Annotated in this window: 12 protein-coding genes; 2 read left to right on the top strand and 10 right to left on the bottom strand. The window is 51.2% G+C overall.

The window, feature by feature from the left end; translation table 11 throughout:
- Positions 1-22: 22 nt before the first annotated feature.
- The 3 genes from mfd to pth all read right to left on the bottom strand — a co-directional run bounded on the left by mfd (position 23) and on the right by pth (position 4,622).
- Complete coding sequence (gene mfd, locus AC50Y5_RS31170) at positions 23-3,550, bottom strand: transcription-repair coupling factor (RefSeq protein ID WP_494865474.1); 3,528 nt, start codon at positions 3,548-3,550, stop codon at positions 23-25.
- 202 nt (positions 3,551-3,752) lie between these two features.
- Positions 3,753-3,986, bottom strand: coding sequence for an anti-sigma-F factor Fin (fin, locus tag AC50Y5_RS31165; protein ID WP_056034901.1), 234 nt, complete (start codon positions 3,984-3,986; stop codon positions 3,753-3,755).
- Positions 3,987-4,061: 75 nt separating this feature from the next.
- The gene (pth, locus tag AC50Y5_RS31160) at positions 4,062-4,622 is read right to left on the bottom strand and encodes an aminoacyl-tRNA hydrolase (protein ID WP_494865471.1); all 561 of its coding nucleotides are present in this window, start codon (positions 4,620-4,622) and stop codon (positions 4,062-4,064) included.
- A gap of 374 nt (positions 4,623-4,996) precedes the next feature.
- Here pth and AC50Y5_RS31155 point away from each other — a divergent pair, with 374 nt between their 5' ends.
- The gene (locus AC50Y5_RS31155) at positions 4,997-6,139 is read left to right on the top strand and encodes a WG repeat-containing protein (RefSeq protein ID WP_494865469.1); all 1,143 of its coding nucleotides are present in this window, start codon (positions 4,997-4,999) and stop codon (positions 6,137-6,139) included.
- Here the strand turns inward: AC50Y5_RS31155 and AC50Y5_RS31150 are convergent.
- From AC50Y5_RS31150 to AC50Y5_RS31125, 6 genes are all read right to left on the bottom strand, one after another.
- Positions 6,136-7,050, bottom strand: a complete 915-nt coding sequence (locus tag AC50Y5_RS31150) for a metallophosphoesterase family protein (RefSeq protein ID WP_056034909.1) — start codon at positions 7,048-7,050, stop codon at positions 6,136-6,138. The two genes, AC50Y5_RS31155 and AC50Y5_RS31150, sit on opposite strands and share 4 nt — an antisense overlap.
- A 146-nt stretch (positions 7,051-7,196) precedes the next feature.
- Positions 7,197-7,541, bottom strand: coding sequence for a DMT family transporter (locus AC50Y5_RS31145; RefSeq protein ID WP_046234480.1), 345 nt, complete (start codon positions 7,539-7,541; stop codon positions 7,197-7,199).
- 7 nt (positions 7,542-7,548) lie between these two features.
- Positions 7,549-8,445 carry an HAD family hydrolase gene (locus tag AC50Y5_RS31140; protein ID WP_494865466.1) on the bottom strand — a complete coding sequence of 299 codons (897 nt, stop codon included), beginning with the start codon at positions 8,443-8,445 and terminating at the stop codon, positions 7,549-7,551.
- Positions 8,446-8,448: 3 nt separating this feature from the next.
- Positions 8,449-9,807, bottom strand: coding sequence for an ABC transporter substrate-binding protein (locus tag AC50Y5_RS31135; protein ID WP_494865464.1), 1,359 nt, complete (start codon positions 9,805-9,807; stop codon positions 8,449-8,451).
- Positions 9,808-9,847: 40 nt separating this feature from the next.
- Positions 9,848-10,687 carry a carbohydrate ABC transporter permease gene (locus AC50Y5_RS31130; protein WP_056034919.1) on the bottom strand — a complete coding sequence of 280 codons (840 nt, stop codon included), beginning with the start codon at positions 10,685-10,687 and terminating at the stop codon, positions 9,848-9,850.
- A gap of 23 nt (positions 10,688-10,710) precedes the next feature.
- Positions 10,711-11,535, bottom strand: coding sequence for a carbohydrate ABC transporter permease (locus tag AC50Y5_RS31125; RefSeq protein ID WP_494865546.1), 825 nt, complete (start codon positions 11,533-11,535; stop codon positions 10,711-10,713).
- Positions 11,536-11,820: 285 nt separating this feature from the next.
- Here AC50Y5_RS31125 and AC50Y5_RS31120 point away from each other — a divergent pair, with 285 nt between their 5' ends.
- The gene (locus AC50Y5_RS31120) at positions 11,821-12,360 is read left to right on the top strand and encodes a GbsR/MarR family transcriptional regulator (RefSeq protein WP_056034994.1); all 540 of its coding nucleotides are present in this window, start codon (positions 11,821-11,823) and stop codon (positions 12,358-12,360) included.
- A 228-nt stretch (positions 12,361-12,588) separates the two neighbouring features.
- Here AC50Y5_RS31120 and AC50Y5_RS31115 read toward each other — a convergent pair whose 3' ends face one another.
- Positions 12,589-13,239 (bottom strand): 50S ribosomal protein L25, encoded by a 651-nt coding sequence (locus tag AC50Y5_RS31115; RefSeq protein WP_327204917.1) that lies wholly within the window; start codon positions 13,237-13,239, stop codon positions 12,589-12,591.
- Positions 13,240-13,330: the final 91 nt, after the last annotated feature.

Below are 13,330 nucleotides of genomic sequence, written 5' to 3'. Positions count from 1 at the left end.
CCTATTGCGAATTTACAGTAAATCAAGGAGCTGTGTCCTGCAGCTCCTCCTTCACAATGCGGGCATCCGCGTAACGCTTCAAAAACTGCTCAAGCAGCAGCAGACGCTGATCCATATCGAGTCCCTTGCCTCGAAGGGTAACTACCGGATTGTCCTCCAGCGAGCTGCCTTGGTGGAACCGATTTTCAAAATGCAGGCACAGCTTGTCGACCTGCTTTCTATCGATCCGCTTCTTCTCGGCGGAGGCAAATCGAACGACGAGTTCATCGTTGCGCTGACTAATCTGCTCAATGCCATACATCGCGCCATAAACCTTCAATTTAGCCACCGTCATCAAATTATCTACCGCCTGCGGCAGGTTGCCGAAACGGTCGATGATTTCCTCGGTCAGATCATCCGCCTCATCGAAGGAGCGTACCGAAGCCACCTTCTTGTAAATCTCAATCTTCTGAATGCTGTCATAAATATAGTCGGATGGCAGGTAGGCATCTACACTGACATCAATGAGCGTGCTGACGACTCTGCTTTCCTGCACAGGGGCGCCATCGAGCTCCGCCTTGCGCTTGCCAATCTCATCGGCAAGCATTTGCGAGTACAAGTCAAAGCCGACCGACGCAATAAAGCCATGCTGCTCTGCACCCAGCAGGTTGCCGGCACCGCGAATGGCAAGGTCGCGCATCGCGATTTTGAAGCCGGAGCCTAGCTCCGTAAACTCTTTAATGGATTGCAGACGTTTCTCTGCCACTTCCGTCAGCACTTTATCTCGCTGGTAGGTGAAATAGGCATAAGCGATCCGATTGGAGCGGCCAACCCGTCCCCGCAGCTGATAAAGCTGCGACAGGCCCATTTTATCCGAATCATGGACAATGAGCGTATTGACGTTCGGAATATCAACGCCCGTCTCAATAATGCTTGTGCTGACCAGCACATCGGATTCGCCGTCGAGGAAGTCGAGTATCGTCTTCTCCAGCTCCTGCTCTGACATTTGCCCATGCCCGACCGCTACCTTCGCATCCGGTACGAGCTCCGAAATCAGCTCCGCCATCTGGTAGATTCCCTGAACGCGATTGTACAAGTAGTAGACTTGGCCGCCACGGGCCAATTCACGCTCAATCGACTCTCTCACAAGAGCAGTGTTATATTCGACCACATAGGTCTGAACCGGGAAACGGTTTTCCGGCGGCGTCTCGATAACCGATAAATCGCGAACGCCCAGCATCGACATATGCAGCGTGCGCGGAATCGGCGTTGCCGTCAGCGTCAGCACATCGACGTTATTTTTCAGCTTCTTGAGCTTCTCTTTGTGCGATACGCCGAACCGCTGCTCTTCATCGACAATCAGCAAACCCAGATCCTTGAACACAATGTCCTGCGACAGTAGCCTGTGCGTGCCAATGACGACATCGACCGTTCCGGCTTTGAGGCCCTTCATCGTATCATTTTGCTCCTTGCGCGAGCGGAAGCGGCTGAGCACTTGAATATTGAATGGATAACCGGAGAAGCGCTCGCGGAACGTCTCATAGTGCTGCTGCGCAAGAATGGTAGTCGGCACGAGAATGGCAACCTGCTTGCCTTCAATTGCCGCCTTAAACGCTGCCCGTACAGCAACCTCCGTCTTGCCATAGCCAACATCGCCGCAAAGCAAACGATCCATTGGCATCGGCTTCTCCATATCACGCTTGATTTCCTCAATGGCCCGCAGCTGATCCCGCGTCTCATCGTAAGGGAACATTTCCTCAAACTCGTTCTGGTAAGCGGTATCCTGTCCAAAGGCAAAGCCCGGCGCAGATTGGCGCTGCGCATACAGCTTGATCAAGTCATCGGCAATATCCTTAACCGAAGATTGCACCTTGCTTTTCGCCCGCGTCCATTCGCTGCCGCCCAGCTTATTGATCTTCGGCTCTTTTTCCTCATTGCCGACGTATTTCTGGATCATATCGACTTGTTCAATCGGAACAGACAGCTTATCCCCGCCTGCATATACGATGTGCAAATAGTCTTTATGAATGCCCGCGATTTCCAGCGTGCCGATGCCGACATATTTGCCGATGCCGTGGTTCTGATGCACGACATAGTCGCCAACCTTCAGCTCGGTGTAGCTTTTGATTCGTTCAGCATTGTCTATCTTCTTGTCGATACGGCGCGCCTTGCGCTGCTTCTGGGAGAACATTTCTCCTTCTGTGATGACGACCAGATGCGAAGAGGGCAGCTCAAAGCCAGACTGCAGGTTGCCTTCCAGCAGCGTAGGCGGCTCAATATTATAATCGAACAGCACGCGGCGCATGCGCTCCATGCGCTCTGCATTGCCGGCCAGCATGAGCACGTTGGCCCCAATTTTGCGCCATCGGTCCATCTCCGCCTTGAGCACATTCATTTGTCCGTGGAAATTTTGCATCGCCCGGCTCGTCATATTGAGAATATTTTGCGGCTGCGAATGCGGAATTTGCCTTAAAAACAGCGATAAGAACAACGTAGGAAACCGCTTACCATACAAAACTTCCTCCGACTTGCATGCAAGCTCAAAACCTGGCAGCGACTTGCCGTTTTGCAGCAAATGGGTTGCCCATTCTGCCTCATCGCGCTCCAGCTGCTTCGCCGTTTCGATCAAGCGGGTAGGCTCATCCATAATGAGCAGCGTATCTTCCGGCATATAGTCCATAATGGTCTGGCGCTCCGGATACAGCAAGGAAATATATTTATAAATATCGGTGAAATACATATGCTCGCGCAGCTTCTCCAGCTCGCTGCCGATTTCCGAACGAAGGCGCTCCTTCGCCGTACGGTCGGACATTTTGCCAAGCTGCTGCTCCAGCAAGGCTGCCGCATGGCTGGCTGCTGATGCAAAGCGCTCTGCGCTCGCGACAATTTCCTGGCAAGGCGGAACCGTATACGTCTGGATGTTATCCTGCGACCGCTGGTCAGCCGCGTCAAACGTCCGAATGGAATCGACATCATCGCCAAACCATTCAATCCGGAAAGCGGAAGCTTCGGTCAACGGGTAAAAATCGACGATTCCCCCGCGAACGCTCATTTCACCACGGGATTCAACGCGATCTACGCGAACATAGCCAAGTCCCGTCATTTTTCTTAGGAAGCTGTCTATCGGCAGAACATCGCCTACACTAATCGTAATTTTCGCTTCTGCCATAACGCCGCGTACAGGCAAATAGCGCCGCACACCGGAAAAGGGGACGACAACAATCCCGCGGAAGCCTTCGGACAGCTTGATCAGCACGTCCATTCGCTGTGCCAGCGTCTCAGGACTCGAGATCGCCGATTCGGCAGCTACAAGCTCATTGGCGGGATAGAGCAGCACAGTATCCGAAGAGAAGCATTCCTGAAGATCCTCTGCGATTTTCTGCGCTGAAAACATATTATGTGTCACGACTAGCATCGGACGGTCAATCTCTTCTTTCACTGCGGCCATCAGCACTTGTCTGGATGAGCCAGCAAGCCCTGATACCATCTGCTCGCGCATTCCTGAACGGATTCCGGCTATTATGGACTGCACATCCGGATCAGCCGCAAAAGCCTGTATTAACGCTTTCAATCGTCTCGGCACCCCATTTCTATAAACAGACCACTTATAAACTCTTAAATTAATTTCAAGCAAAACCGCCCACCTAAAAAGGTGAGCTCAGCGCTTTGCATGTATGAATCGCTATCATCGAAAAGAAGCCTCAGCCAGCCGCCAAGGCCTTACTATACTTGTGAGCTAAACCTGTTCCAACCACTTCCAAGCCACCTTCAAGCTACTGCAACGGGCTCGCGATCAAGTTCAGCTCAGGATTCGCCTCCAGCGCTTCCCGGCAATAATCGCAAATTACCTTAACCGTCACGTCTCCGTGCTGGTCATACGTAATTATATCGCTGCGCTCTTCAAGGGTCAAGAAATCGAACCCCAGCTGCTGCTCGGTAATTCCGTCCCCGCCTGCAATCGTCCCTATAGGCGTACGGCAGTGTTTGCAAATATAGTTTACAGCCATATGTATGCCTCCTGAAGAATCGTTATACCCTTCAGTATGCCCGGCTTTACCCTATTTTACGCATTTTTCCCCAAGCTAGCGATTAAACTTCGCCATCGTTTCCTCGAACGACGCTTTCAGCGAGAACTCCGCCGCATCGCATGCTTGATCAATCATCGTTTTCAACTGCTCCTGCTCGCTTTTTGGAAAATTGGACAGCACATAGTCGGCAATGTTGCCGCCGGGCTGCGGACGTGTAATCCCCATGCGAATCCGGTCAAATGTCTGTGTGCCCAAATGCGCAATCAGCGATTTAATACCGTTATGCCCGCCTGGCCCGCCTTGGAATCGAAGACGGATACGCCCCACCTCCGTATCGAGATCATCGTAAACGACGAGCCCTTCGGTCACATCGGACTTAAAATAATCGATGAACGAACGCACCGATTCTCCTGATAAATTCATATACGTCATCGGCTTGATCAGCACAACCTTCGTTCCATTCACATTGCCCTCGCCAACCAGCGCCTTGCATTTGCTTTGCGTCACTTGGATGCCCCAACGCCGTGCAAGCTCATCAATAACCATAAATCCAACGTTGTGCCTCGTTCCCTGATATTGCGATCCAGGGTTGCCGAGTCCCACAATCCATTTCATAGCGGTCTTTCACTCCTTGCTGTCTCGATCCTTATCGATTGTTATGTTCTCCATTTTACCTTATTTTCCTTCATTGCGGGCAATATATTGCAGCAGATGACCGAAATTATCGATAATGCTGCGCCCCTCTTTTACGAAAAATGTTCCACGTGAAAAAAGCCTGACCGCCAGCGGGATCATCCCAGCGGGCCATCAGGCGTTTCAAAGGTTGATTGCTTAAGCCTATTTAATTCCATTTCGATGAACAAACCTTTCATAAACTAGATCATATCACGCTACTACTGCAACCTAATCCTCCCCAACAACGTCCATAAAACATGGAAAATAATCATTCCATATTCAACCATACTAGCTATAAGAGAGGAAATAGGCCTATGCGATTATTTCGTGCATTATGGATGTTTGCCATCATCACCAGCCTGATTACAGGCACGGTTTCTGCCAGCAGTGCGGATGACACAGTCTCGCAAAAGGAGACGAAACCAGCGGCTGATGCCCGCAATTATTTGTATTTGATCAAGAAGGATGGCAAATACGGCTACATTAATCAAAGCGGGAAAATCGTCATTAAGCCCGTATACGACGGCGGTTCACGCTCCTTCTCCTTAAAGCCGAATGAACCAGTCCAAGTTACTGACAATAAACAGAAGACGATCATCTATTTTTCGGCTGAAGGAACGAAGCTGTTTGAATGCCCTCAGACGCGCTGCGTTGGCATTATGCAGAACGAGCGGGTCATCTACACAGAGAAAGTTGAGGGAGCAGATGGAAAGCTGCAGAAGAGGTATGGTTATTTGAATGCCAAGGGGGAAAAGGTGACCGAGCCTATTTTTCATAAAGCCCGTGAATTTTCCGAAGGGCTCGCCATCGTGACGATGGGCAAAGGCAGCGGCTACATTAATACAGAGGGCAAGCTCGTCATCCCTTATCAGTTCAGTAGTGCGACTAACTTTTCAGATGGCATGGCCGTAGTCGGATATTTGAAAAAAAGCAAGGATGGCGTGACCATCAAATACGGATTTATTGATAAAACCGGAAAGGTCGTTATTCCTGCGCGCTTCTACTATGCCGATTCGTTTACAGACGGCGCTGCACGCGTGTCTTCTGGAGACACCTACGGCTTTATTAACAAGAGCGGCGAGTTTCTGTTCGAGCCCAATTACACCGCTGTTCAGCCTTTCTCAGAGGGTCTTGCCTACGTGGAACGCAATGGCAAATCCTTTTTCGTCGATAAACAAGGAAAAAGAGCAACCATGAACGTGAGTTCCAGCGGCCCTTTCTCAAACGGACTAGCCCCTGTTCAAGCAGGCTCATCCTTTGGCTATATCAATCCACAAGGTGCTTATGCGATCAAACCTACGGCTGCATATAGCTATGCCGAGCCGTTTCGGGGAGAGCTGGCTGTCGTCGAGCTCCGCGAAAATGCTAAAACGAAGACGCCCGCTATGAAAGCCTACATCAATAAAACAGGCGCAATCGTTTGGAACAATATTGAAGACGAAAAATGGCAGAGTTAGCTTCCTTTTTCACCCGCATGACCGTTATGCACAAAATAGTCCTGGGCTTCCATCCACTGGCGCGCCACAAAATCACGGCCCCGGACACGCACGCCCTGCTCGTATACTTCTATATAATAGCCCTGGCTGCCGGCCTTATGCGCATCCTCATCCGTCCACAAATAGGCGACGGACGCTGCGTTGAACATGGTCGCGATCTCGCCTTGCCCATCAAACACCGTATGCGGCGCACCCAGTTCCCAGTGGGTGTGCCCGGTGAATAATATCACCTGCGGCCAGCTGGCCAGCACCGCGCGCAGCTCTTCGTCCTGATTCACGCCGTACCACTCCTGCTCCTCCAGCGAGCCGGCAACTGTATTTTTCAGCGGCTGATGAAGAAATAGGAACACGGGACGCGAATCCCCGCGGTGCTCCTCCAGCTTCTCTGCAAGCCACGCCAGCTGCGTGCTGGACAGCTCCGCATTTTTAGCCGTCTGAAGCTCAGAACCTAGAAAAATAAAATGGCTGCCGCCTATCCAGCGGTCATAATAAACAGCAGTCATCCCTGTAAAATGCTTGAAGCTGCCGAGCTCCTGCCCTTGCTCCCAATCCTTCCAAGTGTCATGGTTGCCGATTGTATACAGCATAGGTGGAAGCTCGCCCTGCTGCTTAACACGCTCGACAATCGCTGAAAACTGCGCATATTCCGCTTCATCTCCATGATCCGTAATATCTCCGGCATGCATAATGCCAGCGCTGCCCGAAGCAGCCGCCAGTTGTTGAATATCCAGCAGCGCCCGCTCAAAATGCTGATTATGCACATGGCTCGGGTCAACCGTAACATGCGTATCCGTAATGACTTGAAAAAACATCAGCGGCTCGCTGAAGCTGGGCGCCGTCTCTTTTTCACACCACAAACTAACCTTCTTCATGGTCAAAACTCCTTTTGCTGATGTTGCCGCCTATGCTGTTTTTGCTGTTTTTGCTGTTTTTGCTGTTTTTGCTGCTTTTGCTGCTTTTGCTGCTTTTACTGCTTTTACTGCCTTACTCCCTTAGCCGCTTCGCTGCTCTAACTCCGTTAATTCCCTCTAACGGCTGCGCCATGCGCGCTAATGCTCATGTTCAGCCCAACTACCCCGATAACGATGACTCCGACCCATAGCAGAGCTGAAAGCGGGATTCGCTCGCCGAACCAGATATATCCCGCTCCTGTAATGAGCGTAATGCCTATGCCTGACCATACCGCATACGCAACGCTTACATGCATATAACGCAGGGCGAAGTTCAGGCACGTAAAGCTGCTTCCATAAAAAATAAACATAGCAATCGACGGAACCACACGCGTAAAGCTCGCCGAAAGTTTCATAGATATTGTTCCTGACAATTCCAGCACAATCGCCAGTGCCAGCCATAGATAACCCAATGTTTACTCACCCTTCAGTATGAGCTTCCTCCACAGCAAGCTGCGAATAGGAAGCAATAATGACATCCGCCGAGGGAAGCACGCTCGCGGCCTGATTCGCTATGCCAATACAAAGTGCCGCTCCCGCCGCCTGCCCCATTCGCATATCGCCATCGGTATCGCCAATAATAGCGATCGACGATGGGGCAACGCCAAGCTCCTGGCAAGCCAGCTCCAGCATATCGGGATACGGCTTGCTGCGCGGTACGAGATCCGCTCCTACGATGACGGAGAAATGGGGCAGCAGCCCCATCCACTCCAAATGCTCGCGCGCCGCTTCGGTATCATCTGCCGTGACGATGCCGAGCTTCAGCCCCGCTTTCTTGCACTGCTCAATAAAAGGGACAACGCCCACAAGCGGGATGGCAGACTTACGCCTTTTCAGCTCCCTATCAGCCTCTTCCTTGCTTTCCCTGACTAGCTGCATCGACTCGCCCCAGGACAAGCCAAGCTTATAGCCTTGCAAGGCTGCAATGGCATACAAGTCATTCATCGTCCCCATCGCGAGCGGCCCGTTGCGGTCATACGCGCATACATTTCCCGCCGCATCCAGGCTGGTTCCCCAGAGGGAGGGGAATACCCCTTTCGGCAGCAGCAAGCCCTTAGCCGCGAGTCGCGCTGTATAACGGCTCGCCAACAGCTCGCTCCAATTCCCCCACATCGAGACAAAATCAATAATCGTTCCATCTTTATCAAAAAGAATGGCTTCAACGCCGCACGGCTTGCCGCCGTCAACCTTAAGGCCAGCAATGGTAGTCTGCTTCCCTTGAGCTTGCTTCTGGCTTCGCCACTGCTCTTGCTCCAATCCATCTTGTAGGGCTTGTAGAGCTTGTAGGGCTTCTGAATGAGCTGAATGTTCTGCCATCCCTTATTTGCCCTTCAACGCTTTATCCAGCTCACGCTGTGCGGTTTCCTTCGCCTGCTTCAGCGCCTTCTCTGCCGAAATGTTCTCGATTTGCACCTGATCAGCCGCTACAGTCAGTGCATCGTTGATTTTGCCGCCCGTCGGATCAAGGAATGGCTTCGAGCCGTGCGAAGCTTGCTGCAAAGGAATTTTGATTTGCGGATTTGTTTCGCTGAATGCCTTGAAAGCCGGATCATCCTGCGCGGACAAACGGACGGCAATGTAGCCTGTGTTCATCGACCAGGCAGCTGTATTCTCGCTTTTTGTAAAGAACGACAACCATTTAAAGGCCGCTTCCTTCTGCTCATCCTTCGCTTTGGCAGGAACGCCCGCCATAATGGCCTGTGCGACTGGCTTGCCTTCCCCTACCCCTTCCCAGCCGGGCTGCTGCATTGCGCCAACGATGCTGAAATCCAGATCGCCTTGGTCGCCGCTGGAGCCCGTGTAGCCTGCTGCTTGCCCCTTCATGACGTCGTCTATCGTTTTGTACCAGTATTCCCAGCCTTGTCCACCGGAGTGAATCGCCATCGTTTTATCTTCATGCAGCCATTTGCGGAATAAATCCCATGTCTCTATCCATTCCGGCGAATCGAATACGACTGTTTTGCCATCATCGCTTAAAATTTTACCGCCTTTGCTAAGTGCCGCATCAATCATATTGCCCGAGCCCCACATCGGCTCCCAGCCATAAAAGGTCGTTTTGCCGCCATCCTTCACAGCCATCGTTTCCGCCGCCTTCGCCAGGTCTTCCCAAGTCTTGATGTCCTCTGCCTTAATGCCCGCCTTCTCGAATGTGTCCAGACGGTAATACATCACTTGAGTCGTCCCATACATCGGCATAAAATACTGCTTGCCTGCTACTTGTCCTTGCTCCAGAAACGTTTGGATAAAATCTTCTTTCTTAAAATCCGGAGCAGCCGCGATATAGTCATCCAGCGGTTCAAAATACCCTTTAGCTGCCCAGTCCACATTGGAGGCCAACACCGCAGCAGGCGGCTGATTGGCGGCAATAGCGGCCTGAAGCTTTTGCTCCGTTTCGCTGTAATCCCCCTGCACAACGCCTTTAACGATAACTTCGCTTTGCGATTCATTGAATTTCTTAATGAGTGCTTCCACATTTTCGCCCAGCTTGCCGCCAAGGCCATACCAAAACTCGATCTGCACCGGCGCTTTCGGCGCCTCCGAAGCTGCTGCCGATTGCTGAGGCGCACTGCTGCTGCTCGCTCCACCCGTCTGCGTGCCTGCCGTCTGTCCACATGCGCTAAGCGTCACCATTGCAAGCGTGAGCGACATCGTGCCCGCCCATTTCATTGTTCTCAACATCGTCCATTCCTCCACTATTTATATTGTCGATTTCGTAAAGCTACCCCTTAATGCCTGAAGATAAGTTAACACTCTGCATAATCGTCCGCTGGGCGAACAGAAACAGCAGCAAGAGCGGGATAATCGTGAAGGAGCTTGCCGCCATAATGAGCGGCCATTTCAGCCCGTAAGCACCCCCTTCCACGAAGAAGCTGCGCAGTCCCGCCGATACGAGCTGGAGATCGGGATTTTTCGTAATGAGCATCGGCCAAAAATAGTTGTTGTACTGCGAGATAAACGTGATAAGTGCCAGTACTACGAACGAGGCGCGGGTCAGCGGCATCATAATCGTCCATAAAATCCGGCTGTGCGACGCGCCATCAATTTGCCCGGCCTCCACCATCTCATGCGACACTTGCAGAAACGCCTGCCTGATTAGAAAAATCGAGAAGACGCTGACCGCGTTTGATAGAATCAGGCCCGCATACGAATCCAGCAAATAAAGCTTGGACAAAATCATATAGCTGGGCAAATACACCGCTGTGCTTGGAATCATGTAACCGAGCATAATGATGCCGGTCAAAAAACCTTTCAACCGAAATTTCATATGGGTCAAGGCGTAAGCCATCATAGCTGAATTTATAATTTGCAAAAGAACGATGGCGCCCGCAACGATTACGCTGTTGGCTATATATTGACCGAACGGCGCGGCCAGCCACGCCTCCACATAGTTGCTCCATAGCGGCAGCTCCGGCCATAATGTCGGCGGAAACTGCCAAATCTCATCATTTGTCTTCAGCGCGCTCGTCATCATCCAATAGAATGGAAATGCCATCGCGAGCGCAATAGCCAGCAGGCTAATATGCCGCAGTGCCAGCCCTGCCTGGTAAACACCCTTCATAACTCCAAATTCCTCCCTTTTAGCTAGTTGTAATGCACCATTTTGCGGCTGACCGAGAAGGACAGCACGGACAACAGAACACAGATTGCGATCATAACGATGGAAATCGATGATGCTTCGCCAACCTGGAACGATTCGAAGGCCGATTGGTAATACAAATACAGCAGCGTACGCGTAGAGCCTGATGGACCGCCTTGCGTCAGTACATTAATGGAATCGTAAGCTTGCAGCGCTTCAATCGTCTGTACAACGAACAGGAAGAACGTCGTTGGCGAGATAAGCGGCAGCGTTACGTGCAGAAATTTTTGAATCGCACCCGCTCCATCGAGCCCCGCCGCCTCCAGCATATCTGTCGGCACGCTTCGCAGCGCTACAATGTAGAAGATCATCGCCCATCCGACCGATTTCCAGATGCCCACTAGCAGCACCCCAACCAAAGCCCATTTGGGATCTTGCAGCCAGCCAATGGCCGGAAGACCTATTGCCCCTAAAATCGTATTTCCAAGCCCCACTTTAGGCTCTAAAATCCAAGACCATACAATTGAAACGGCAACCGTTGGCGTTACCCATGGCGCGAATACGAGAGTTCGGTATAGAGCGGAGCCTTTAAGCGAGCGTCCGAGCAGCAGCGCCAGCCCCAGCCCGCCTGCCATAATAGGCAGCACGCTGCCAAGACAGAATAGAAGCGTCACCTTCAGCGACTGGTAGAAGGCGGGATTTTGCAGCAAATACACATAATTGTCCAAGCCGACGAACAGCTTGTCCGGACTCATAAAGTCCCATTCCACGAAGCTCAGATAAAAGACATAGGCCAGCGGTGCCAGCCAGAACACCGTAATCGGAATCATCGCCGGCAGCGTAAACAGCACTGCTTTTATCTCATTCAACCATCCTGTCCGTTTCAACACTCAAACTCTCCATTCAATAAAAATTTAATTAATGACCAAATGACCCGTTTTACCGAAATGAAAATCTATAAATTCAAAATTTATTGTATACTCATTATGTCGCAGAACTATTAACGCATCGTCATCACCAGCTTAATTTATTGTAAAGTTACAAATATAAAGCTGGATTTTTAAGAATTCGCTATAATATGGGCAAGAGGCAGACGGGAGAAATGGAGGATGGTTATGCCAGACCATACGGAGGAGCAGGAGACGCAGCGGCTTGCCTTGCGCCAAACGATGATTGACGCAATCGCCCAAACGATGAATTTATACGGGGCGAATTATTCGTTCGGACAATTATATGGCATTATGTTTTTCGAGGATAAACCGATGACACTTGACGAGATGAAGGCGCATATGAATATGAGCAAAAGCAATATGAGCTATGCGGTGCGCTCGTTAATGTCGTCGCAAATGATTATGAAGCTGCCGGAGAAGCGGGAGCGGCAGGACCTGTATCAGGCGGAGACCGATTTTTTCAAAACGTTCCAAAACTTTTTCACCTCCAAGCTTCAGCACGAAGTGGATGTCATGACGGAAGCGGCCGAATCGACTATTCCGCTGCTCAGCGAGCTGATTCTGGATATGAAGACGAGCGAGGAGGAGCGTATGCGCTGCCTGGAGGATTTGCAGAAGCTGCGGCATGCCGTGCAATATTACGCTTGGCTCCAGCAATTCGTGGACCAATTGAAGGCGGGAGCCTTTTTCGAAAAAAGCACCTAAGCATGGCCGGCTTCGCAAGGTTAGAAGGTTAGCGTCGAGAGGCGCTTCCATCCATTGACGATTGAAGGAAACTCACATATCAGGCAAACAAAAAGCGGCCCCATGCAAATGCATGGAGCCGTTTTTATCGTATGGAAACGTTTCTTTGACACCTATATAATGATCCAGCAGAAGCTGCCAGTCACGCTTGCCCTTCGAGCTACTAGCTAAGAACCACGTGCTTGCAAGCTACGAGCTGCTGCCAACCTCTTTCGCATCCTCGGAGCGTATCTCGTGAGCAAACGACTCGGCTGCCGCTTCCTCCGCTTCCTCCTCGGAAATTTCCTTCTGAGGAGCCAGCACAGTCACAACGACCTGCTCGGGATCGGACTTCACTTCTACACCGCTTGGCACCACGATATCGCTGACGAGCAGGTTGCTGCCCATCTCCAAATCCGCCACGTTCAGCTCAATGGAATCCGGAATGCTGCCTGGCAAGCACTGCACCTCAAGCTCATGGAGCATCACCTGCAGGATTCCGCCTTCCTTCACCCCGTTCGCTTCACCGAGGAAGTCGATACGAACCTGCGTCTTCACTTCTTCATTCATGTTAATTTGATGAAAATCCACATGCAGCACTTGGCGCGATACCGGATCACGCTGTACATCCGTTATCATAACTGGCTTTTTGCCATGGGATGGAATATTCAGTTCCAGTACGGCCTTTGGATGCGAACGGAGCAAAGCCAGCAATTCTTTCTCTTCAAGCAAAACAGATGTGGATTGGGACAGCTGTTTGCCATATACGACGGCAGGCACTTTGCCCCGCTGTCTCAGGGAGCGCAGCTCACCGTTTGTAAGAGCAGTTCTTGTTTCGGCAATCATCGAGTTAGACATCATGGAAACCTCCTAGAAAAGTGATATTCCATATAGCTTTACCCTAATGAGCCAAAAAATAAACAAACTTAAACGGCGCTGCCTTTTTTGAGGC

It is taken from the genome of Paenibacillus sp. JT22N7 (assembly GCF_059383875.1).
The sequence above is the reverse complement of the archived record's forward strand: the minus strand, read 5'-3'. Positions and strand labels throughout refer to the sequence as shown.